Source organism: Dinghuibacter silviterrae, from assembly GCF_004366355.1.
Taxonomy (GTDB): Bacteria; Bacteroidota; Bacteroidia; order Chitinophagales; family Chitinophagaceae; genus Dinghuibacter; species Dinghuibacter silviterrae.
Genome location: NZ_SODV01000001.1, coordinates 2,282,872 through 2,307,079, shown reverse-complemented (window position 1 = coordinate 2,307,079; position 24,208 = coordinate 2,282,872). Strand labels below are relative to the sequence as shown.

At 58.2% G+C, this 24,208-nt stretch carries 17 protein-coding genes; 7 read left to right on the top strand and 10 right to left on the bottom strand.

Annotated elements, in window-relative coordinates:
* Positions 1–3: 3 nt before the first annotated feature.
* From EDB95_RS10280 to thrA, 9 genes are all read right to left on the bottom strand, one after another.
* Complete coding sequence (locus EDB95_RS10280) at positions 4–3,450, bottom strand: hypothetical protein (RefSeq protein ID WP_133993279.1); 3,447 nt, start codon at positions 3,448–3,450, stop codon at positions 4–6.
* 53 nt (positions 3,451–3,503) lie between these two features.
* On the bottom strand, positions 3,504–4,265 hold the full coding sequence (locus EDB95_RS10275) for a succinate dehydrogenase/fumarate reductase iron-sulfur subunit (RefSeq protein WP_133993277.1): 762 nt from the start codon (positions 4,263–4,265) through the stop codon (positions 3,504–3,506).
* Positions 4,266–4,274: 9 nt separating this feature from the next.
* Positions 4,275–6,248 (bottom strand): fumarate reductase/succinate dehydrogenase flavoprotein subunit, encoded by a 1,974-nt coding sequence (locus EDB95_RS10270; protein ID WP_133993275.1) that lies wholly within the window; start codon positions 6,246–6,248, stop codon positions 4,275–4,277.
* 9 nt (positions 6,249–6,257) lie between these two features.
* A complete protein-coding gene (locus EDB95_RS10265) occupies positions 6,258–6,929 on the bottom strand; it encodes a succinate dehydrogenase cytochrome b subunit (RefSeq protein ID WP_133993273.1) in 672 nt (223 codons plus the stop codon).
* A 68-nt stretch (positions 6,930–6,997) separates the two neighbouring features.
* On the bottom strand, positions 6,998–9,319 hold the full coding sequence (locus EDB95_RS10260; RefSeq protein ID WP_133993271.1) for an erythromycin esterase family protein: 2,322 nt from the start codon (positions 9,317–9,319) through the stop codon (positions 6,998–7,000).
* A 49-nt stretch (positions 9,320–9,368) separates the two neighbouring features.
* Positions 9,369–9,953, bottom strand: a complete 585-nt coding sequence (locus EDB95_RS10255) for a hypothetical protein (RefSeq protein ID WP_246073582.1) — start codon at positions 9,951–9,953, stop codon at positions 9,369–9,371.
* 44 nt (positions 9,954–9,997) lie between these two features.
* Positions 9,998–11,278, bottom strand: a complete 1,281-nt coding sequence (gene thrC / locus EDB95_RS10250) for a threonine synthase (protein WP_133993269.1) — start codon at positions 11,276–11,278, stop codon at positions 9,998–10,000.
* 36 nt (positions 11,279–11,314) lie between these two features.
* Positions 11,315–12,259 carry a homoserine kinase gene (locus EDB95_RS10245; RefSeq protein WP_133993267.1) on the bottom strand — a complete coding sequence of 315 codons (945 nt, stop codon included), beginning with the start codon at positions 12,257–12,259 and terminating at the stop codon, positions 11,315–11,317.
* A 36-nt stretch (positions 12,260–12,295) separates the two neighbouring features.
* Positions 12,296–14,743: a bifunctional aspartate kinase/homoserine dehydrogenase I gene (gene thrA, locus EDB95_RS10240; protein WP_133993265.1), complete on the bottom strand. Its 2,448-nt coding sequence runs from the start codon at positions 14,741–14,743 to the stop codon at positions 12,296–12,298.
* 289 nt (positions 14,744–15,032) lie between these two features.
* On the opposite strand from thrA, the gene EDB95_RS10235 reads away from it, so the two are divergent.
* Positions 15,033–17,609, top strand: coding sequence for a phosphoenolpyruvate carboxylase (locus EDB95_RS10235; RefSeq protein ID WP_133993263.1), 2,577 nt, complete (start codon positions 15,033–15,035; stop codon positions 17,607–17,609).
* A 17-nt stretch (positions 17,610–17,626) separates the two neighbouring features.
* Here EDB95_RS10235 and EDB95_RS10230 read toward each other — a convergent pair whose 3' ends face one another.
* The gene (locus EDB95_RS10230; protein WP_133993261.1) at positions 17,627–18,427 is read right to left on the bottom strand and encodes an alpha/beta hydrolase; all 801 of its coding nucleotides are present in this window, start codon (positions 18,425–18,427) and stop codon (positions 17,627–17,629) included.
* Between the two features lie 28 nt (positions 18,428–18,455).
* Here EDB95_RS10230 and EDB95_RS10225 point away from each other — a divergent pair, with 28 nt between their 5' ends.
* The 6 genes from EDB95_RS10225 to EDB95_RS10200 are packed head-to-tail and all read left to right on the top strand — an operon-like array spanning position 18,456 to position 24,204.
* Positions 18,456–19,172 carry an esterase family protein gene (locus EDB95_RS10225; RefSeq protein ID WP_133993259.1) on the top strand — a complete coding sequence of 239 codons (717 nt, stop codon included), beginning with the start codon at positions 18,456–18,458 and terminating at the stop codon, positions 19,170–19,172.
* Between the two features lie 44 nt (positions 19,173–19,216).
* Positions 19,217–20,173 (top strand): ATP-grasp domain-containing protein, encoded by a 957-nt coding sequence (locus EDB95_RS10220; RefSeq protein WP_133993257.1) that lies wholly within the window; start codon positions 19,217–19,219, stop codon positions 20,171–20,173.
* A gap of 32 nt (positions 20,174–20,205) precedes the next feature.
* Positions 20,206–21,321: a carboxylate-amine ligase gene (locus EDB95_RS10215; protein ID WP_133993255.1), complete on the top strand. Its 1,116-nt coding sequence runs from the start codon at positions 20,206–20,208 to the stop codon at positions 21,319–21,321.
* Positions 21,322–21,347: 26 nt separating this feature from the next.
* On the top strand, positions 21,348–21,890 hold the full coding sequence (locus tag EDB95_RS10210; RefSeq protein WP_133993253.1) for an RNA polymerase sigma factor: 543 nt from the start codon (positions 21,348–21,350) through the stop codon (positions 21,888–21,890).
* Positions 21,887–23,275, top strand: a complete 1,389-nt coding sequence (locus EDB95_RS10205; protein ID WP_133993251.1) for a hypothetical protein — start codon at positions 21,887–21,889, stop codon at positions 23,273–23,275. Before EDB95_RS10210 ends, EDB95_RS10205 begins: the two co-directional genes overlap by 4 nt.
* Complete coding sequence (locus tag EDB95_RS10200) at positions 23,275–24,204, top strand: hypothetical protein (RefSeq protein WP_133993249.1); 930 nt, start codon at positions 23,275–23,277, stop codon at positions 24,202–24,204. Before EDB95_RS10205 ends, EDB95_RS10200 begins: the two co-directional genes overlap by 1 nt.
* Positions 24,205–24,208: the final 4 nt, after the last annotated feature.

The window sequence follows — 24,208 nt, the reverse complement described above, 5'->3', positions numbered from 1 at the left end:
GGTTTAAAAAATGGCCCGGACGGACGCCCGCCCGGTATTGATCGTTTTCCCCTCACCCGGTTTCCGTCCGTCGTAAGATACGGTTATCTCGATATTTCCCAACACCCTTTTCGTCAGGTCGATGGTCCAGACATAGTTGGTCCCGGTGGTCAACCCCTGTAACATCGTATACGCCACGGTCGTCGTCTGGTCCGTTCCGGTGAACGTGATGTCGTTCATTTCGACATGGGAGGTGATGGAGGTATTGGAAACGATGTTGTATTTGGTGTCAAAGGTCAAAGCCTTGGACACGGAGTGTTCTCCCCCGTAGGCGGGCTCGTCTTCCTGCTGGAGGTAGCGGCACCCGAGCGTAAACCGGTACTTTGTTCCGCGGGTGTAGGAGAACTGGGGTTCGGTCTGGAAGGAATGGATGAGGTAGTTCTGGTTGGCAAAAGCAGGGGTCAGCATGCTGTTGACATCAAGTTTGTTCGCAACGATGATCGAATACACACGGGTGAGGTTCCAGCGGAACCGGAGGCCGAGGTCGCGGAGCCGCTGGCTTTGCGCGCCATAGGTGAGGTAGGCCTTGTTGGAATTGACCAGGTGGGTAACGTCGAGGCCCCAGACGGGGCTGAGCTTGTTGAAGAAGATGGCGTTGCTGAATACTTCGGCAAGGCTCAGCAACGAGGTGTCGGCGGGGTTGCCGGAGAAAGGGTTCCAGGACACGGCGTCGTTGGATATGACCTTTTTGTTGACCTGCATGCTGGACTGGAGCATAAAGCGGCCGACGAACTTTTGCATTTTCGAGAGCGTTTTCTGCGACCGCCAGGCCACCGACGGATTGAGTGTAAACGCGTAGTTGAGCTGGGTATAGTCCGCCTTGACATAGTTGCCGGTGGGCTGGTAGACCTTTATATAGTCAGCCTGGTCCTGGAACTGGGCGGGCACGAATTCGTTGATTTCCGCGATACCGTCGTGGTTGTAGTCGATCCAGGTGTACTGGCCCTGGCCCGCGGGGACCTGGACGTAGGTGTACTGGCGCTGCTGTTCCTGACCGGCGCCCAACTCGTACAGGACGTTCCCGGTAAGGGCGCCTTTCCAGACATTGGTCAGGTATTCGGCCCGACCCAGGACGCTGTGTTCGGGTACAAGCGTGGTGGCTTTCGTCTGGTTGACGTCGAGCTCGCGGTAGGTGGCATTGAGTTTGAGCTGCTGGTGGATATTGAGGGCCCATTCCCAATACCCGTTAAGGGTATGGCTTTGGTCGACGGGCGCGAGGTCGCGGCCGTAGGGCGAGCGGTCACGCCGCTCGGTATAGGAAAGCCCCCAGCGTTTTTTGCCTTCGGGGGATTTAAGGTAGACCTGCCAGGTATCAAACGCATAGCTCAGTGCGTTCAGCGAGTCGGCGAGCCGGTTGTTGATGACGTCCTTTTCCAGGCTGTATTTACCCCCAAGGTTGAGCTTGCCGAAGTCGGTGAGGATTTTGCTGAGCTCCAGGGTCGGCCGCCAGTAGGTGCCCCGGTTGTACGCGCTGTCGAAGGTCGTCAGCGCCAGTTGGGCGTTCCACGACCACCCGTCGTGTTTGTAACTTTGGGTGAGCACATTTTGTTCCCCGGAGAAGTCACCGCCCCGGGTGAAATACCGGACGTCGTAACGGATGGCGGCGTTTTTGCCGGTAAAGCCGATCCCGGCCATGCCCAACCGTTCGTTCTCCGATGCGACGACCAGGGGCAGCCCCCAGTCCCGGTAGAACTCCGGGCTGCGCAACCGTTCGATAGAGGTAAACCGCTGGTTGACCCATTCCATCGACACATTGGCGGCAACGCGGAGGTCGGGGTTGAGGTTTTGTTCCCGGGTGAGACCAACCTTGCCGGCCATGCCGATCTCATCGGCCCGGGTATGCGAAAAGGTATTCGGGTTGTAGTCGCTGAGGGCCCAGTCGCCGCTCAGGGTGGTATGCGGGTCGATCAGGTAGCTGGCACCGACGGATACCACTTGTTGCTTTTTGGGCGCGACCAGGAGGATGACGGGCTGGTATTCGCCGACATGCGCCCCGTTGATGGGTGGCGTCCATTGGTACACGTTCCCGTTGGCGGACTGGCCGACGAGGATATAGTCGCCGTTCCCCAAACCCATATCGGTAAAGCCGACACTGTACACCGCCGAGTCCGGGTTGGTGGAATAAACAAATACGGAGTCGTAATGAACGCCGCTAACGGTGCTGTCCCTTAGCGCGTACATCACGGCGGACGCGCTGAAGGTGTCCAGTGTGGCGCTGGGATAGTAGGCATTTTGAACGCTGTCCCCCAGTTGTGACAGGAATTGTTTCTGAGCGGTTGTCAGGACCTGGTTGAGGGGGCTGTTTTTGGCGTCGGTGCTGGAATAGTAGTTGGCCTTCAGGTGCAGCCGTTTGTTAATGTCTATATCGTCCCCGAGCAGGAGTTGGGTGTTTAGGTAATTCTGGTTGGCGTATTCAAACTCCACCTGTATGCGCTGGTCTTTGGAGATCATGCGTTTGGCGGTAAAGGTGATCTCCGCCGTGTTGTAATTGATGACATAGTCCTGGTCTTCCCCCCTTTGCATCTGGACCCCGTCGATAAAGACCTTTTCGGTCCCGGCCAGGACGACGAAATAAGCCTCGTTGTTGTTCCCCTGCAGCCGGTATGGCCCCTGGTTGCCTTCCTGTCCTTCGAAGACGTTGCGGGCAAAGATGCCTTTGGACATGGCTCCGCTGGCGATCAGGTGATTACCTGGGGTGGAAGACTCCACCGAAATACCTTCCAGGCGTTTGAAAAAGTTGAAATAAGCCCCTTCGTTGCGCCGGATATCGATGTCGCCTAAGGCCACCTGCCAGCCGTGTTTGCGGAACTGGATATACACCTTGTCAAATTCGTTGAGCTGGGTGGTCGTCCCATCCGGTTGTACGGGGAGGTTGTTGTCGGTAATGGCGGCGGACAGCTCGATGGAATCGCCGATATACCCGCTGATCTGGAGGTTGAGGGACGAATTGACCACGGCGTCCTGGTTGTTGCCAAAGGACAGGGAGCGTCCGAAGCTGCCGCTGTATTGGATGTTGCCAAAGGACATCACCGAGCCGTCCTCCTCCGAACGCCGGCGGAAGTAGGGAGACACGACCATAAAGCGGGAGACGCTGTCGTACCTGTACTTGTACAGGGGCTGTTGAAAGGGGAAAGGGAAAACCCGGTAACTGACCTGGACGCTGTCGGTCTGCGGGCGGTGTTTCCACCACAGACGGCTTTTGACCGCGCTAAATCCGTAAGCGCCCGTATCCACCCCCTGCAATACAAACGTACCCGGTACAATGCTCATCGAGTCCAAGCTCACCGTATCCGGGCGAACAGGAATCTTCTTGGTACGCCAGTTGGAGGATATGGATTGTATGACCTGGGCCCTGGAGACGTTTGCACCGGCTAAGATCAGAAGAAGCCAGAGGCAGAGTAATCTTAGCAACAGCGGACGCTTTGGGTCACCCTAAATTAGACAATTCCGGCGAAATCTACTAGTTATTCGCTTGCAAACCCGGCGCGCATATACTCCTTGTTCAGGCGCGCGATATTGACCAGCGAAATCTCCTTCGGACACTCGGCCTCACAGGCGCCGGTGTTGGTACACCCGCCAAAGCCTTCCTTGTCCATCTGGGCTACCATGGCCTGTACCCGGTTCTTACGCTCGGGATCGCCCTGGGGCAGGAGCGCCAGGTGGGAGACCTTGGCGGATACAAAGAGCATGGCCGAAGAATTCTTACAGGCGGCAACGCAGGCCCCGCAACCGATACAGGCGGCCGCGGCAAAGGCGTCGTCGGCTTTCTGCTTATCAATGGGGATCGCGTTGGCGTCCACGGCATTCCCCGTGTTGACGGAGATGTACCCCCCGGCCTGGATGATCCGGTCGAAGGCGCCGCGGTCTACGACGAGGTCCCTGACAACCGGGAAAGCCTTCGCCCTCCAGGGTTCCACCACGATGGTGTCCCCGTCCTTGAAGGCCCGCATATGGAGCTGACAGGTGGTCGTGGCGTGCCAGGGGCCGTGGGGTTTCCCGTTGATGTGCATCGAGCACATCCCGCAGATCCCTTCGCGGCAGTCGTGGTCGAACGCGATCGGTTCTTTCCCTTCCGCCACCAGGCGCTCATTCAGTACGTCGAACATTTCCAGGAAGGACATCTCGGAGGAAATCCCGGGTACCTGGTAGGTTTCGAAACCGCCTTTGTCTTTGCTGTTCTTCTGGCGCCACACCTTGAGTGTGAGGTTCATCGTATAATGTTCCATAATGCTTTTTTATTTGTAGCTCCGCTGGGTAGGGTGAACAACTTCGTAATTAAGGTCTTCCTTGTGCAGTTCGAACTGCCCGTCGCCCTTGTATTCCCAGGCGGCGGCGTAGGTGAACAGGTCGTCCTGGCGGAGGGCTTCCCCGTCGGGTGTCTGGTATTCTTCGCGGAAGTGACCGCCGCAGCTTTCGTTACGGTGGAGCGCATCAATGCACATCAGCTCGCCCAGCTCCAGGAAGTCAGCCACACGACCGGCTTTGTCAAGCTCGGGGTTGAACTCCTGGATCCCGCCGGGAATACGTACGTCCTTCCAAAAAGAAGCGCGAAGCGCACGGATTTCCTGGATGGCCTCCTGCAACCCTTGCGCGTTGCGCGCCATGCCGCATTTGTCCCACATGATTTTGCCGAGACGTTTGTGAAAGCTTTCCACGCTTTGGGTCCCCTTGATGTTCATCAACGCGTCGATCCGCGTCTTTACTTCGGCCTCCGCCTGTACAAAGGCGGGGTGGTCGGTGGGGATCACTTTGGTACGGATGTCGTCCGCGAGGTAGTTCCCGAGGGTATAAGGAATGACGAAATAGCCGTCGGCCAGGCCTTGCATCAGCGCGGAGGCGCCAAGGCGGTTAGCGCCGTGGTCGGAGAAGTTGGCCTCACCCAGGGCGTATAAACCCTGTACAGAGGTCATAAGCTCGTAGTCGACCCAAAGACCGCCCATCGTATAGTGTACCGCGGGATAGATCCGCATCGGGACTTCGTAAGGATTTTCGCCGGTGATCTTCTCGTACATGTCGAAAAGGTTGCCGTACTTTTCTTTCACCACCGCCGTGCCGTGATGACGGATTTCTTCGGCGCTGGGGTTTTCGATCCCGTGCTTGCTACACTCCGTACGGCCGTAACGGTCGATGGCGGAGGCATAGTCCAGGTAGACCGCCTGTTTGGAGGAACCCACGCCAAAGCCGGCGTCGCAACGCTCTTTGGCGGCCCTGGAGGCCACGTCCCGGGGAACCAGGTTACCGAAAGCGGGATAGCGTCTTTCCAGGTAGTAGTCGCGCTCTTCTTCCGGGATCTGGGCGGCGGGGCGGGTATCCCCTTTTTGCTTGGGCACCCATATCCGGCCGTCGTTCCTGAGGGACTCGGACATCAGCGTGAGCTTGCTCTGGTGATCCCCGGTCACGGGTATACAGGTCGGGTGGATTTGCGTATAACAGGGGTTGCCGAAATAGGCGCCGCTGCGGCAGGCCTTCCAGGCGGCGCTGACGTTCGACCCCATGGCGTTCGTGGACAGGTAAAAGACGTTCCCGTAGCCACCGGTACACAACAGGACGGCGTGTCCGAAGTAGCGTTCCAGTTCCCCGGTGATGAGGTTGCGGGCGATGATCCCCCGGGCCTTGCCGTCGATCTTGACGACGTCCATCATTTCGTGACGGGTATACATCTTGACATTCCCCTCGGCCACCTGGCGCTCCAGGGCCTGGTAGGCCCCGATGAGCAATTGCTGGCCGGTCTGACCCGCGGCGTAGAAGGTCCGCTGCACCTGGACACCCCCGAAGGAACGGTTGCTCAGCAACCCGCCGTATTCCCGGGCAAAAGGCACGCCCTGAGCCACGCACTGGTCGATAATGCTGGCGCTGACTTCGGCAAGGCGGTAGACGTTCCCTTCACGGGCACGGTAGTCACCTCCCTTTATCGTATCGTAAAACAGGCGGTAGACCGAGTCCCCGTCGTTCTGGTAGTTTTTGGCGGCGTTGATCCCCCCCTGGGCCGCGATAGAGTGGGCGCGGCGGGGCGAATCCTGGAAGCAAAAACACTTGACCTTGTAGCCCATTTCCCCCAGGGAGGCGGCTGCCGAGGCGCCGGCCAGACCGGAGCCCACCACGATGATTTCGAGGTGGCGTTTGTTGGCCGGGTTGACCAGCTTTACCGTATTCTTATAACTCTTCCACTTGTCTTGTAAGGGACCGGCAGGGATCTTTGAGTTCAGCATATACGTTCTTTATTGGATCACTTGAGTGTACATGAGGATAGGCATCAGGGCAAAAAGGATACACACGATAAACGTGTAGGCATACCCGGTGCCGACGATCAGGGGTTTGTACCGGCCCGTGCGGACGCCCAGCGTCTGGAAAGCGCTCTGGAAGCCATGGAACAGGTGCCAAAAAAGACCAAAGACACCCAACAGGTAGATCACCACATAATACCACTGGCTGAAAACCTCCTTCATATCGGCAAAGGCATCGGTGGGCGCATCCCCGTGCAGGTAGATGTTCGCCCGGGCGGGGGCCCAGAAGTTCGCCAGGTGGATGACCAGGAAAATCAGGACGATGGAGCCCAAGATACCCATGGAACGGCTGTACCAGGTGCTGTTCGTTCGGGCAGCGGATACGGCGTATTGTACCCCGCGGCGGGAGTTATTCTCCTGGGAAACAAACCAGGCCTGGACGATGTGCAGGATAAGACCGGCGAAAAGACCGACTTCCAGTAGGCGGACGATGATATTGTGCGACATGAAGTGGGCCACCACGTTAAACTCGGCGCCCCCGTCATTGAGGAAAATCATGGAATTGATGGTGACGTGGACAACGAGGAACAGGATCAAAAACAAACCGGTGAAGGCCATGACTAATTTTTTCCCGATCGAAGAGGTGAAGAACTGTTTCCAGGTCATAGCAGGAGGATTATTTTGACAAATTTTTTACAAACCTACAATCGGAAGGGTTGCGAGACAAAAAAAAATTACTGGAAACGTTTGACCGGGAATACGGTGTGTATAAATATGAGTCCGTCAAAAACGTCCGCCCACGCCCCTGTGGCCTCTCCATAATCCGCCAGGGCGCCCGGCCGTTTTTCCCCGGGGGCTGCTGCGAAGGCATATTTGTATCCGCTGAGCGCGTTTTCGATGCTGCCCGTTGATCTTTTGGGTACGTTTACGATGTCACTATTGGTATAATCCATATACTCGCCCGCCGCCCCGGTAAACCCGATGGCGTACGACTGTTTGCCGAAATGTTCTTTCACGGTCTCCCCCATCGGCCGGAACGTTGTGTTCCCAAAAGTTTCGAGCCCCTTTGCGATGTGCACATTGTGTGCCCAGACGATGATTTTTTTCTGAGGGTAAGCATAGTCCGCGAGCCAGATCAGGTTTTGGGCCATCTGCGCGTCCCGGACGCTGTTGGGGTCTCCTTTTGCCAGGCCCCAATAGCGCAGGGCCTGGGATTCGATGCTGGCGGTGACCTGGTACCAGAAGCCGGGGGTGTCGGTGAGGTCCGGGGCGGCGGCGGCCGGGGCGGTGCCCTTTGCGCGTGTGCCCCCCGAAGGGAGCGCTTTTTTCAGCCGCGCCACCTCGGCCAGGAACGTCTGTTGATCCGCCGGGTCCGGTTTGTACGCCGCAGAGGCGAACACCGCAAGGCTCACCCGTGCAAAAACCGGCCACGAAGCATCCACCAGTTTCGGGTAGTGTGCCCGGAGAAAGCGTTCGAAGTCGGGGAAAAGGGCGGTTTTTGCTTTTTCCCCGGTATGCTGACTGTCAAAACCCGTCAGCGTCAGCCGGTGGGATTGGACATAGGCGAAGAGGTCGCGGGTCTGGTAACTCGTGGCATACATATAGAATAGGCTGCCCAGTACTTCCTGTGGAAGCATTCCGCCTTTTTGCACGTTCTCCTCGATGCGCGCACAGTCGTACATGCCGCTTTCGAACGCCAGGACGTCAAAGCCCAGGCGCTCGTGCAGGTAACGTATGAGCCGGGTCTTGGCCTCGAAGGTAGAGCCCTCGCCGTGGGTCTGCTCGCCCAGGAGCACGATCCGCGCGTCGCCGATGGCGCGGCCGAGGGGGGCGAGGTCGGAGAGGTCGGTGTCTGTGGGGGAGATGGAGCGGAGGGGCCAGGCGGCGAGAGGCGCGGCCGCAAACGGCGCCGCTACGACCGTCATCGCCGGTACGCTATCGAACATCGCGCGGAAGGTATTCCAGGGTGTTTCCCCCGGCTCGGGTACTCGCGCCCCGGGAGGAGGCGGCGGCAACGGCTCCCCGTAATACCCCGCGAGAAACTGGGCAGTCGGCGACCACACCGTCTCGATCACCCCGAGGAAGCGCTCCCGCATCTCGGGTGAGGACTGGGCGCGGAAGCGCATCATGTCCTCTACCTGGAGCACCGCGAGGCTGGGTTTGCGCCAGGGGCAGGTGATGACGCGCAGCCCCTTGACCGCGAAATAGGGCGCCGTATAGTCGGCCCGGTCATAGTGCCAGTCGCAGATCGTGACGTCCCGGGGGATAAGGTCCACGGCCCGGGAGGTGTTGTTGTAGCTGGCTTCCCACTCCCCCAGACCGGTGGTTTTCCCGTCGAGGAGACGGTCTCCCCAGATCCAGAGGGAGCGGCCCTTGGAGGCGAGGTGGTCGTGCAGGCGGCGGACCTCATCGGCAAAAAGCTCCGCCTTGTCCCGGCCCGCGCAACGGGGGCAGGTGGGCTCTCCGAGGTAAAAGACCTCGTCCATGCCGGCGTGGAAAGCGTCGGCGTCAAAGGCGTCGCAGATCTCGTCGATGACGTCGAACAAGACCCTGTGCAGGTCCGGGTGCAGGGGGCAATAGCTTTTGCAGTACAGTTTATCGGGGTTCGGCCAGACATACACCGCCGGCATCTTTACCTCCGGTGTTTCGTCAAAGGCGGGGTAGGCCTGGAGCAGCCTGCCGAGGTGGTTCCGGTCCGACTGGTGTCCTAACATATTGATCTGCGGAATGATCCGGATACCGGTCTCTTTGCAGACCGCCACGATCCTGGCGGCGTCGCTGCGCGTCAGGGCGAAACTGTCGATGAGCTCGGGGTGGCTTTGGAAGGTATAGTGATAGTCGACCCTCAGGATGAGGGTATTCACGTGCCGGGGGGCGAGCTCCTGGCGGATAAAGACCAGGAAGGAGTCGAGGCCGGATGGCCGGGGGGCGGCGATGGCCAGGCCCCGGACGGGCAGCGTGGAATCCAGTGGGGATGCCGCGAAGCGGGCGGCGGACGGCGCGGCGGCGGCGCCCACGAAGCACCCAAGCAGAAGCGCCAGGAGGATATTCTTCATATACAGTTGATTTTCCCTAAGGAGTGCCCGCGCCGGCGCGGATGTAACGTCAATCCCCCACCCTCCGCAACATAAAATTGTCGATGGCCTGGTAGAGGTGCTGGGGTTGCAGCGTCCGCCAGTTGGGGTAGTCGAGCAATTCTACGTAATTGGTCAGGTGGGCCTTTCGGAAGTCTTGCTGGGTGTGCTCGGGCATGTTGAGGATGACGATCCAGCCGTTTTCGTCCCGGACCTGTTCGTACCATTCTTCGTAGTAGGCGTCGTCGCTGGAATGGAAGTTGAGGACGTTGTCGGCGATGAGGATGAACTTACGGATACCGGCGTCGAACAGGAGGTCGGTGACCTCTCGTCGCATCATCATGATGTCGTTCTCGATGGCGTCGTTCCATTCGCCGATGAGCTCGATGATGACGAAACCCATGCTGTAGTCGGCATAGAGGATCTTCATGTAGAGCGTACGCGATCCGAATTCATCCCATTGGGGGTGAATAAAATAGTTGTACACCGTCTGGGTGAATTCAAATTCGCTGTATTCCCTCCCGAAAAAAGGAGACAGCTCGTCCTCTTCCGCGGTATAGAGGTGGCGCCAGTTATAAAAAGGTTCGATGTCGTGCATAGGCCTGTCCTTGCGCACGAAAATATTAAATTTACCTGGCACGTCCCGCGGTGCCTTTATTTTTACCCCGCTCCCAGGAGGAATGCTTTCAGTTCGGCAAAATCGGTCCCCATGGCAACCTTCCGGGCCGGCTTTTCATACAGCGCCTTGACCGATTCCGGCAGGTCGAGCTGTATACCGAGGGCGCTTTCGATGGTGGGGGCGAACTTGACCGGGTGGGCGGTGGACAACAGAATGCCTTTGGCGCCGGGATGGGTCTTCCGGTAGGTTTTCCAGGCGTCGTAGCCCACGGCGGTATGCGGGTCGGCGACGTATCCGTAGACCCGGTAGAGTTCCCGGATGGACTCGATGGTCGCTTCATCCCCTACGCTCAGGCTGGATACCTTGCCCCCCAGGGGCATGCCCCTGCGTTCGAACAGCTCCAGGATGCGCCCGAAGTTGCTGGGCACGGCCACGTCCATGGCATTGGACAGGGTGGCTACGGCCGGGTGCGGGTCCATGGTCCCGGTTTGCATAAACCGGGGCACGGTGTCGTTGGCGTTACAGGCCGCCAGGAAATGACTGGCCGGCATCCCCTCATGGAAAGCCAGGAGACCGGCACAGATATTCCCGAAGTTCCCGCTGGGCACTACGAAAACAGGAGGCTCCGCGTGGTCCCACTGGCGGTAGGCCCACCAGTAATAGACCTGCTGCGGCAGCCAGCGGGCGACATTGATCGAATTGGCGGAGGTAAGCCCCGTCAGCGACCGGTCGGCAAAGGCTTCCTTGACCATCCGCTGGCAGTCGTCAAAGGTCCCGTCCACTTCCAATGCCGTGACGTTTTCGCCGCAGGTGGTGAGCTGTAGTTCCTGGACCGGACTTACTTTGCCTTTGGGATAAAGGATGACCACCTTTACGCCTTTGACGCCGTCAAAACCGCTGGCGACGGCGCCACCGGTATCACCGGATGTCGCAACGAGGACGGTTACCGGTTCGCCGGAAAAATAACCTAAGCACCGGCTCATAAACCGGGCCCCGACGTCCTTGAAGGCCAGGGTGGGTCCATGAAAAAGTTCAAGTACGTGCAGATCTTCGGACAGGGGCACGAGGGGTATGTCAAAAGAAAGGGCGTCCGTAACAATGCTCCGCAAAATGGGCTCGGGAAGCGACCCTTCGGTCAGTGGACCGAGGACCGCAGCGGCGAGTTCCGGAAGGGAATGTGCGGGTAACGCGTCCACAAATTCGGGGGCAAGACGGGGAATGCGTTCAGGGAAATATAATCCTTTGTCCGGGGCCTGTCCCAGGACTGTCGCCGTCCGGAAATCCACTTCCGGGGAACGGTGTTCTAAGCTATAATAATACATGCGAGTCAAAAAGTTGGGCGTCCTTTTGGGGCGCGGTTATGCCACAATGCGTACGCCCCCTTTGGCAATGGGGCCTACGTATGTATGATGATCGATACCCATGGACCGGTACACGTCTGCCATGGCGCCGGCCACGGCGTCGGCCGTTGCCCGGTCGGCGCTGAGCATAAAGATGGACGGACCCGAACCCGAAATCCCGCCGCCCAGGGCACCGGCCGCAAGGCTGCGCTCTTTGACGAGGTCGAAACCGGGGATAAGGATCTTGCGGACCGGTTCGATCAGGACGTCTTCCAGGGAACGGCTGATGAGGGCTTTGTCCCCTTTGAGGATACCCGCCACCAGACCGGCAATGTTCCCCCATTGTTTGATGGCGTCCTTGAGGAATACCTTTTGCATGAGGATCTGCCGGGCGTCTGACGTCCGCACCTCGATCTGTGGATGGACCACGGACGCAAACAGCGAGGGTGCGGGCAGCGGTACTATATCCAGGGGGAAAACGGCCCTGATCAATGTCACGCCTCCGTATATGCAAGGGGCGATATTGTCGGCGTGTTTGACACCGGACGCTACTTTTTCCCCACACATCGCAAAGCGCACGAGCGTCGTGGGGTCGAAGCGCCCGCCCAGCAAATGGTTGGCGGCGACCACCGCCCCGGCGGCGCTTGCAGCGCTGGAACCCACGCCGCTCCCGGGTTTGATCCGCTTGTCGATCACCACTTCAAAGCCTACGGGGGTCTCCAGTTCTTCCTGCAAGGCGATCAGGGCGGCACCCGCTACATTTAACGAGGGTTCGGTGGGCAGGTCGTGGTCGTCTACGTGACGGATGCGGATGTCGGAAGTACCTTCCAGCAGGGTCAGCGTCATCACGTCATAAGGTTCATCCAGGCAAAATCCGAGTACATCAAAGCCGCAAACCATATTGGCTACGGTGGCGGGTGCATGTACCCGGATGGTTTTACAGTCGCTAATATCTTGGTTCATATAATCGATCTTTCGAGGTGAGGCCCGCGAGGGCGGCTAAACCCGCGCGGCCCGGATAATGTCCGCAAATACGCCCGAGGCCGTCACGTCCGCCCCTGCGCCCGCTCCTTTGACCATGAGGGGTTGCTGGGGATAACGCTTGGTATAAAACTGGACGACGTTGTCCTTTCCATAGAGGTGGTAAAACCCGTGTTCCGGGGATACTTCCTGGAGACCGACCTGGGCCTTGCCCTCCGAAAAGGAGGCTACGAATTTAAGGATCCGTCCGTTGTCCTTCGCCTTTTGGTACAAACCGGCGAAGTGTGCTTCGTGCCGCGCCAGCTCTTTGTAAAAATCCTCCACGCTGCCCTTCATGCAAGACTCGGGCATAAAGCTGTTGTTGGTGATGTCTTCCATATCCATCTCCGCCCCGCATTCCCGGGCGAGGATGAGGATCTTGCGCATCACGTCCGTCCCCCCCAAATCCAGGCGCGGATCGGGTTCGGTGTATCCTTCCTCCTGGGCCTGGCGGACCACTTCTGCAAAAGGACGGGTGGCGTCATAATTGTTAAAGACGAAATTGAGCGTACCGCTCAGGACCGCGTCGATCCGGTCCACCCGGTCCCCGCTCCGGACCATGTCACTGAGGGGGCCGATGACGGGCAACCCGGCACCGACATTGGTCTCGAAAAAGAAGTTGGTATTGTAGTCCCGCGCCAGGAACTTGAGGCGTTGATACACGGGATATTTGGACGAACAGGCAATCTTGTTGCAGGCGACCACCGCGATGCTCCGGGTGAGCAGGCGGTCGTATACCAACGCCACGCGTTCGCTGGCTGTATTGTCCACAAAGACCGAATTGCGGAGGTTGTGCCGCCTGGCTTCTTCCACAAAGGCATCGAGGTCCATGGGCGCGCCTTCCTGGAGGGCCTGCTGCCAGTTCCCCAGGTCGATCCCCTGTTCGTTGAGCGCCATCTGGCGGCTGTTGGCGATCCCGATCACACGAAGCTGGAGACGGACGTGTTTGAGGAGATAGTATTGTTGTTGTTTGAGCTGTTCCATGAGCTTCGAGCCCACGTTCCCCAACCCGACGATATAGAGGTTCAGTTGCTTATACGCGGTTTCAAAAAAGGCTTCGTGTAGGACGTTCACGGCTTTTTTCACGTCCTCAGACGCCACCACGGAGGAGATGTTTTTCTCCGAGGCGCCCTGGGCGATGGCCCGGACATTGACCCCGTTGCGGCCCAGCGCGCCGAACATACGGCCGCTGATCCCCGGGTGGCTTTTCATGTTGTCCCCCACCAGGGCCACCACTGCGAGGTGTGTCTCCAGACGGACCGGCTGGATCGCGCCCTTGCCGATCTCATAGGAGAAAGCGGCGTTCACCGCTTCGCGCGCGTTTTCGGCGTCGGCACCGGCCACGCCCACGCAGATGGAGAATTCCGACGAGCCCTGGGTGATCAGGATGACGTTGATCGACTGTGCCGCAAGTGCCTGGAAAAGCCGGCTGGCCACGCCCGGCACGCCGACCATCCCGCTGCCTTCAAGGCTGAGGAGGGCCATGTCGTTGATGCTGCTGATCCCGCGGACGGGTCCCTTCCGGTCTTCGTTCACCTCATGCTCGATCAGCGTACCGGGATCTTTTGGCGCAAAAGTATTTTTGATCCAAACCGGTATACCCGAATCCATCACGGGCTGGATCGTCGGGGGATAGACCACCTTGGCACCGAAGTGAGAGAGCTCCATGGCTTCCTGGTAAGAGATACGGTCGATGACGCGGGCGTGGGACACCCAGCGGGGGTCCGCCGTCATCATCCCGCTGACATCCGTCCATATTTCCAGGACATCCGCCTGGAGGGAAGCGGCCACCAGGGCCGCGGTATAATCGGACCCGCCCCTGCCCAGCGTGGTCGTCACCTGGCGGGCATCGCTGGCGACAAACCCGGGCAGGATATACAGGGGGGCGGGATATTCCTTCACGTAAGCGTTCATCAGCTCCCGGGTCGCGGTCATGTCTACCTTGGCGTTCCCAAAGGAGGAATCCGTACGGATCAACTGACGGCTGTCCGCCCAGACGTGCGGCACTTCCCTCGACTGCAAGGCGCCCGAGACGATAAAGCTGCTCAGCCACTCCCCGTAGCTGACCAGCCGGTCCAGGGTCCGGGGCGACAGTTCCCCCAGCAGGAAAACGCCTTCGCAAAGGCTTTCCATTTCATTGCAGCGTTGTTTCACCCAGCTCAGCAGCGCGCTTTGGCGGGCGACCGGTATGAGCGACCGGACCGCGTCCAGGTGACGGGTCTCGATCGTTTGTAACAACTGTTTGTATTGTTCGCTCCCCGCCGCGGCCAGCTTACCCGAAGAGATCAACGCGTCGGTGACTCCGCCCATCGCCGACAACACCACGGCAGTTGTGCCCGACCCTGAGGCAGCGAGCAGAATAGCGATCACCTTTTCCATGTTTTCGGCGGTGGCTACGGAAGACCCTCCGAATTTCAAAACTTGCATATAAGAATGTAAATGATAAACAATAAAAATCTCTGGGATGGCGCAAATGTTCCGGGGTTTGGCAGGCAGCCCGGGGGCCCGATGGATGATATGGTACCGTACAACCCTTTACAGGGTTGTAATGGTGGTGGTGGTAATAATGGAGGAGGTACAGCAGCAGGTGCTGCCGGAAGAAGAAGGGGTGATATGAAAGTGCCGAAGTATCATATACTTGCGGGCACAAGGTAGTCAAAAAATTAATTCTCCACCAATTCTATGCACAAAATTTTATTTTCCTAATTTTATGCCCATGGACATCTCTGGTGCACAGAGCCTGCAGGAATTCAAGAACCAGGTAGCGCTCAAATTTCAACTCTACAACAGCCTTTTTACTTCCCTCCCGTTTCATCGCATTGAAAAGACTGGCATTCTTCTTTCCCTTTTATTGACGAATTGCGAAGAAGGATATAAGAAAAAACTCAGCCCGGTCGATATCATCGAACAATTTTTTCAACAACATACCGGTTACGCAAGCGACCGGGAACGCATCGACCTTTTGTTCCGTTTTATTCAATACACGGAGCGCCAGGTCGTTCTTTTCGACTCGCTGGAGGACAGCGCGTTCCGTAAAGTCAATGACCTTAACGGACCCGGCACCCTCAAACACCTGCTCACCGAAGTCGAGCAGGCCACCCGCGAAAAAGGTCTCGCGGACATGCTCCAGGATTTCGCCGTGCGCATCGTCCTGACCGCCCACCCTACCCAGTTCTACCCCGGCTCCGTTTTAGGCATCATCAATGACTTAGGCAAGGCGATTGCCGCGGACGATGTCAGCAACATCAACCTCTACCTGCAACAATTGGGCAAAACGCCCTTCTTTAAAAAACAAAAGCCCACGCCTTATGACGAGGCCGTCAGCCTGATCTGGTACCTCGTCAACGTCTTCTATACCGCCGCGGGGAATATCGTGACCACGCTGAAGAACAACTTCCCCGAGGCCATTACCGCCAAGCATCCCGTGATCCAGCTTGGCTTCTGGCCGGGGGGCGACCGGGACGGCAATCCTTTTGTCACCTCCGACACCACCCACCGGGTGGCCGAGGCCCTGCGCACCAGCGCCCTCAAAAATTATTACCTGGAGGTCCGGAAGCTCAAGCGCCGGCTGACCTTTAAAGGGGTCGATGTCCTGTTGAATGATTTGGAAAAGAAATTCTACGATCCCATCTTCCAACCCGACAAGCCTTCCAGCCTGACCCCGGAAGAAGTGCTCCAGACGCTGGACGAGGTCCGCAGCATCCTCATCCACCAGCACAACGGGTTGTTCCTGTCGCTGGTCGACCAGCTCATCAGCAAGGTGACCATCTTTGGATTTTATTTTGCCGCCCTCGATATACGCCAGGACAACAGCATACACCATAAGGTGTTGTCGGCCATCGCCGCGGCGGGTGACGGGTTGCCCAAAGACTTTGACAGCCTCGCCCCCGAAGCCCGGATCGAGGTCCTCTCCTCCGTCCACGCGCAGGCCCACCCCGAGAAATACGAAGGGATCATCAAGGATACCCTGGAGACCATCCACGCCATCCGCACCATCCAGCGGAAAAACGGAGAGGCGGGCTGTTCCCGTTATGTCATCAGCCAGTGCACCGGCGTCCTGGACGTCATGGCCGTCTATGGCCTTTTTGCCCTGTGCGGCTGGAACACCCAGGCCCTGCCCGTAGACATCGTGCCTTTGTTCGAGACCATAGACGACCTCGCCCACGCATCGGAAGTCATGGAGACCTTATACAAACACCCCGCATACAGCCGTCACCTCCGTTTCCGGGGTCAGCGGCAGACGATCATGCTGGGCTTTTCCGACGGCACCAAGGACGGCGGCTACCTCATGGCGAACTGGAGCATCTATAAAGCCAAGGAGGCGCTCACCGCGCTTTCCCGTCAATACGGCATCGAGGTTCTTTTCTTTGACGGACGCGGCGGCCCTCCCGCCCGGGGCGGCGGCAAGACCCACAAGTTCTATGCTTCCATGGGGAAAAACATCTCCAACAAGGAAATACAACTGACCATACAGGGCCAGACCGTCAGCTCCAACTTCGGTACGGTCGATTCCGCCCAGTTCAACCTGGAGCAGCTCCTCCACGCCGGTATCTATAACGACCTCCTCCATCCCCGCGAGGGTACCCTCACCAAAGAAGAGGAAGCCCTGCTCCAGCAGCTGGCGTCCGAAGGGTACAAGGCTTATATCGCGCTAAAGGAGCACCCATCCTTCCTGGACTACCTGTCGCACGCCAGCCCCCTGCGCTGGTACAGCGAGACCAATATCGGCAGCCGTCCGGCCAAACGGTCCGGTGGCAAGCGCCTCAGCCTCAGCGACCTTCGGGCCATTCCGTTTGTCGCCAGCTGGAGCCAGATGAAGCAAAACGTCACTGGGTACTATGGCGTCGGATACGCCCTGGAGGCCCTGGAAAAAGCCGGTAAATGGAGTGAGATCCGCAACCTCTACCAACATTCCTCCTTTTTCAAGACCCTGATCGACAACTGCGAGATGGCGATGCTCAAGTCTTATTTCCCCCTCACCGCCTACCTGTCCGGCGATCCCCATTACGGTGAAGTCTGGAACAAGGTCTACGAGGAATACGAGCGGACGCGCAGCTATGTCTTCAAGCTGTCGGGCAAACAGGAGCTCATGGCCGACTACCCGGTCGAGCAATTGTCCATTCAAATGCGTGAGCGCATCGTCCTCCCGCTGACCACCATCCAGCAGTATGCGATGGCGCGCATCCGCGGGATGGAGGAAGGGAAGGCGCCGTCGGCGTTAAAAGAAGAGTTCGAGAAATTGATTATTCGCTGTTCGTTCGGGATTATCAACGCGGGGAGGAACTCGGCGTAAGCGCCGCGGGTTGGCGCCTAGCGGCCCCACCCCCACTCCAGAAATTCCGGAAGGGCAGCCGCCCAGGTGTCCTTGTCGTGCTTCCCCCCAGGTACTTCCAGGTAATGAATGTTCGTGCGCGGGATACCGCTTTCTTCCATGTCCCCGATGAGGTCGAGGGTGTCGTCAATGACATCGATCACCCCGTTATGGTTGCGGTCCGCGGTCTCATCGGCGGTACCGCATTCAAAAAAGAAGCGTTGCTCCGGGCTCCCGCCCCTCCCGCTCCGGACCTGCGCGTGCATGATCCGGTCGGTTTCTTCGCTATAGCCGTCGTCATATCCTTTAAACCGCCACCAGAACGAACCCGAAAAAACACCCGCGGTCCGGAACAGGTGCGGATGGTTCCACACGATATCCATGGCGGACAAACCGCCCAGTGAAAAACCGGCAAAAGCACGTTCGGCAAAAGTGACCCGGTAGGTTTTCTCCAGAAACGGGAGCAGTTCCTGGACGATAAAGTGGGTATATAAAAATGCCTTGGAGCCCCTCCCCTTGTAGTCCGCGCGTGCGGCGGTACCGTATTCGCTCAGACGGTCCTTGCCTGCGTGGATCCCCACACACAGGACGGGCGGCCCCTGTAGTTGTTCCAAAAGCACCGGGAGCCCCATTCCGCCGACGTCCTGCCCGTCGTTGAACAACAGGAGCCGGAGGTCTGACGGGTCTTCCACAGGGTCGGGCAAGTATGTATCCAAACGGACATGTCTCCTCAAAAAGGCGGACGCGAATTCCAACTTTTCCAAATGCACCACGCGGTCCGCCGTGGCGATGATCCTCATAACCCAAATGTACGTATATTCGAGGTCTATGAAGGAAGAATACCGCAAATGGCACTCTCCACACCTAAACCAGGAATGCAATATGCTGGTATTCGGCCATGGCGGAATGCCCCTGGTTCTTTTCCCCACTTCCCAGGGCCGTTACTATCAAAACAAGGATGAAGGTATGCTGGAAGCCGCCCGCTGGTTTGTTGATGAGGGCAAGGTTCGGATCTATTGCCCCGACAGCATCGACCACCTCAGTTGGTACAATAAGGACATCCCCGCCTCCGCCCGGGCCTATAACCAAACCTGTTACGACCGCATGGTCCTGGAGGAAATCGTCCTGCCCGCCCAACAGGAGACAGGCGTGCAACGCATCGCCACCGCGGGTTGCAGCTTCGGCGGCTACCACGCGGTCAATTTCGCCTTCCGTCATCCGGAAACCGTGAGCTACGTCTTCAGCATGAGCGGTATTTTCGACATTTCGCGGTTTGCCCCCGACGGTCAGGACGACAACGTCTATTTCAACAACCCGATGGACTATATCAAGGGAGACAACGACCCTCACCTTTGGAGGATGGGCATCGTGCTGGGCTGTGGCGAACAAGACGTCAGCCTGGAGGACAACCGTACCCTGAGCCGTCTCCTCGGGGACAAAAACATCTCCCACTGGCTGGACGTCCGCGCCCACGCGGTCCACGACTGGCCGTTGTGGCGGCAGATGTTTCCGCAGTATCTGTCGCTGTTGTTGCCCAGCTATTAGTTTTTCTGGCCGCCCCCGCGGCCCGCGCACAAAAAATCACACGTATGAAGAAGATCGGACTCCTCTTCGGCCAGGAGCGCTCCTTCCCCGGCGCCGTCATCGACAGGATCAACGCCCTTGGTCACAAGGGTATCGTCGCCGAACCCGTCCGGATCGACAAAGTCATCCAGGGAGAGGGTCCCGGCTACGCCGTCATCATCGACCGCATTTCCCACGACGTCCCCTTTTACCGGGCCTTTCTCAAAAATGCAGCCCTGGCCGGCACGGCCGTGATCAATAATCCTTTCTGGACAAGCGCCGACGAAAAATTCTTCAACAACTGCCTCGCGACCCGTATCGGCGTGCCGGTACCCCGGACCGTCATCCTGCCGTCCCGGGCGTTGCCCACCGATACCTCCGACCAATCTTTTTCCAACCTTACCTATCCCCTCGACTGGGAAGGCATCTTTGGCTATGTCGGTTTCCCGGCCTATATGAAACCCTTTGCGGGTGGCGGCTGGAAAAACGTCTACCGGCTGGAAAACAAAGAGGCATTTTTCCGCCACCACCAGGAAACGGAGCAACTCGTCATGTTGCTCCAGGAAGAGATCGTTTTCGAAGAATACTATCGCTGCTACTGTATCGGCGGCAAGTACGTGCGCATCATGCCCTACGAGCCCCGGAACCCGGCCCACCTCCGGTATGAAAGTTCTTTCCGGCCGGGTCCCGAACGCCTCGCCCAGATGGAAGGCATCGTCCTGCGTCTCAACCGTTACCTGGGGTACGACTTCAACACCGTCGAGCTCGCCGTCCGGGACGGGGTGCCCTACGCCATCGACTTTGCCAATCCCGCGCCCGATGCGGACGCCCGGAGCGTGGGAGCGGAGAATTTCGAGTGGGTGGTGGAAACGTCGGCGCGGTACGCCATCGAGCGGGCGCTCGCGTGCCGCGAGGGGATGGACAACCTGACCTGGGGGGAGTATATCCGCACGGGGGCGGCGGGGCTGCCGTTGGTGCCGTAATTTGCTTATCTTCCATTAATATTCCGCTTGCAATGTCGGCAATCAATTATCAGCTTTTCACCCTGGGTGTGGAAGAAGAATACATGGTCCTGGATCCCCGCTCCCTGGAGCTGACCAGCCATGATCAGAAGATCGTACAGGAAGCCCAGAAAAAGATCGCCGACAAGGTGAAGGCGGAGATGCACCAGGCCGTGGTGGAGGTGGGGACATCGATCTGTAAGGACATCGAAGAAGCCTACAAGGACGTGAGCGCCCTGCGCAAAACCATCCACCAGATCGCCGGAGACCAGGGATTTGCCATCGGGGCCGCCGGGACCCATCCCTTCAGCCACTGGCAGACCCAACTGATCACCGACCACCCCCGCTACAGCGAGATCGTGAACGAGATGCAGGAGGCCGCCAGGAGCAACCTTATTTTTGGCCTCCACGTCCATGTCGGAATGGAAAGCCGGGAAATGGCCTTGCACATTGCCAATTCCGCCAGTTATTTTCTCCCCCATATCTACGCCCTAAGCACCAACTCCCCCTTTTGGGAGGGCCGTCAGACAGGCTATAAATCATTCAGGACCAAAGTTTTCGACAAATTTCCGCGGACCGGAATCCCGGAATATTTCGACAGCATCGAGGCTTATGACAACTATGTCAAGCTCCTGGTCAAGACCAATTGTATCGACAACGCCAAAAAGATCTGGTGGGACCTGCGGGTGCACCCCTATTTCAACACCGTGGAATTCCGGATCTGCGACGTCCCCATGACCGTGGACGAGACCATCGCCCTGGCCGCCCTTATCCAGGCGATTTGTGCTAAATTGTATAAGCTGCGGACGCAAAACCTCAACTTTATCATCTACCCCCGGGCGTTGGTAAACGAAAACAAATGGCGGGCAAGCCGTTATGGGATCGACGGCAACCTGATCGATTTTGGGAAGGAAGCCGAGGTCAATACAAGGGTTTTGCTCTACGAATTACTGGATTTCGTCGACGATGTCGTCGATCACCTGGGTAGCCGTCCGGCCATCCAATACGTCCAAAAAATCATGGAACGCGGCACGGGCGCGGACCGGCAACTGGCCGTCTTCGAAAACACCCGGGATCTGCACACCGTGGTGGACACCATCCGGTCCGAATTTCTCAAAGGAATTTCGTAGATTTAGAGCTCAGTAGTGTTAATCACTTGAGCGAACACCAGGTCATCCAAGGTTGCATCGAAGGCGATGTCCGTTGCCAGCGTATGTTGTTTGAACGATACGCGGGTAAAATGTTGATGGTATGTCTTCGGTATGCCTCGGACCATATGGAGGCGGAGGATATTTTGCAAAACGGGTTCATCAAGGTCTTCCGGCATATCGGGCAGTTCAAATACGAGGGCTCCTTTGAGGGGTGGGTCCGGAAGGTGATGGTCAATACGGCCCTCAAGTACTGCCAGCGCAAACGGATCCGGTTCGACGAGCTCCAACCGGACATGCCCCAGGTACCTGGTATCGAGCCCTATGTGTATAGCCTGCTGGGAGAAGCCGACCTGCTGCACCTGATCCGGCAATTGCCGGAAGGGTACCGCCTGGTCTTCAACCTGCACGTGATCGAAGGTTACAGTCATGAGGAAATCGCGGGAATGCTGAACATCAAGGACAGCACCTCCCGTTCGCAATTGGTGAAAGCCAGAAGGATGTTGCAACAAGCGGTAACGTCTTTGCATAAAACTACGGTTGCTGTATGAGTCATAACGACCCTTTTTTCGATGCCTGGGTGCGTGACAAACTCCGACATGCGGAGGCACGTACCCCGGATCATCTGTGGGATGCCATCCGCAGGGGTAGCCTCTACTACATCGTGGTCGACCGCAACAAATACTTTCTTGTCCTCCTCCTTTTATTGCTGACCACCGGTGGGATTGCCTACTGGGGGTTCCACGCTTCCGCCCCGAGGGGGGGAGAAGCGGGTAAGAATGCCGCGGTGGGTGCCCGCGGCGCAGACGTCGCGGCGAGCGGCCGCAGCGCAGCAGGTACGGGCATTGCGGATGCCTCCCGGACCGGTGTCGCCGCCCCAGCGGTAACACCGCCACCAGATGCCAACGTCGCTTCGCAGGCGGAACCGCTTACAGCAGTTTCCCTGGCCTCGGGCGTCTCCGCGGCGACGTTCCCCGGCCCCACGTTGGAAACGCGGCAGTCCGCGGAAACGGACGCGGCCGCAAACCGGCCACTGGAAGCGGACCCGGCTGCAAGCCTGCAGCCGCAAACCAGGCAGGGGTCGCTCACCCTCTCCGGTAAGGGCGAAGACCTCTCGATCCCCTTCCGGACCGGTGCCCTGGCGCCGAAACAAACGACGGCCTCCCTGGCCACCGCCCCGCTCGTCCACCTGCGCGAACGCCGGCATACCTATATCGAATGCTACGCCGGTGCGGATCATGTGAACCACTATATCACCGCTTCCAGTCCGGCCTATGCCTCTTATGTGCAACAGGCCAAAAGCATGGAGATGAGCTACCCCAGTTTTAGCGTGGGTCTCCGGCTCGACCTGCCCCTCTGGACAGACCGGTGGCGGTTTCAAACCGGTGTTCACTACGCCCAGATCAACGAACATCTGCATTACTTCAATCCGTCGTATACCAAAACCGTATTCCAGGTCACGACCCGCAGCGTGGTCGGGCCCTCGGGGAATGTGGTGCAGGTGATGGACACCACGTCGGTTACGTACAAGGGACAGTACCTGAAACAATCCCTCAATGCATATCGCCGTATCGACATCCCGGTGGTGTTGTCCTATACGCTGGTGCACACCCCCCAGTTCGAACTGGGCGGAAGCGGGGGCGCTTTTTTCAACGTCGTTTCCTGGTACGGGGGAGACATCGTCGATACCACCGGCTTACCTACCGCCCTCCACAGCGGACACGGCCAGGGTGTTTCCAATTGGAAAAAACAAATGGGCGCAAGCCTTTATGGAAGCCTGTCCCTGAGGGACCAGCTTTCGTCAAGGGTCCGGGTCAGTCTCGAACCCTATTTACGCTATGACCTAAACACCATCAATAAGGATGTAAACGTTTATAAAGAGCGCTTTGTCGCCACAGGGCTGTCCCTGGGGTTACAATATGCTATAGGTCACTAATGAACAGGTTTAGGACATTCATCATCGGATGGGCCATCTGCAGTAGCATATTGCCCGGTTGTTCCAAGGACATCAACGAGTTCACCCCCTCCGTGGTGGTCGATACTGCCTGGGTGCAACAAATCACTTCTGCAAACGCGGTGGCAAAGCTTTCGGATACGTTACAGCTTTCGCCCGCGTCCCAAACCGTACAGTTGCCTTCCACCGATACGCTTTCCATTGACGGAATGACCTGTCCGCTGTCCGGCCTGACGTGGACCGGAACCACGGCGTATACCGGAGCCGCACAGGTCCAGGGATTGCTGGTCGAAAAACCAGGGGAGTGGATCCGGCAATTTCTGTCCGCCACCTACCAGGGCAAACCCATTCAAACCGGCGCCGCGCTTTTTTTGTCGGTTACCGGCGGCGGCAATACGCTAGAACCAAATGGATACCTTACGATCTTTATCCCGGTGCAGGATTCCGTCGACGTAGATGGCATCTGGAGCGGCGGCTACACTCCACCTTTTTTACAATGGGCGGCACCGGTATCCGGGGCCTCGGTGACCGATACGGCGACCGGTCTGAAACTGACTACCCCTGCCACGGGTTGGTTGCTGTGCGGGCGGCCTTTCTCCGGCGATACGTCGGCCTCTGTGACGGCCATCCTGCCCAATTCCTTTAGCAATGCCAATTCCGCCGTGTTTTGCCTGCTTCCGGCCCAACACCTGCTGGTGGGGTTGAAAGGGCAACCCTCCACCCGGACCTTTACCGTCTCGGGTTTGCCCGCGGGGGCCGCTGCGATACTGGTCAGCCTTTCCTATGCCGGTAACAGCACGTACTACCTGGGGACCGCTTCGTTTAACCTGGGTAGCGGGACTTCCACGGAGTTCATGACGCCTTCCCTTCAAACGCTGTCTTCCCTCATTTCCTACCTGGAACAATTGTAAATTG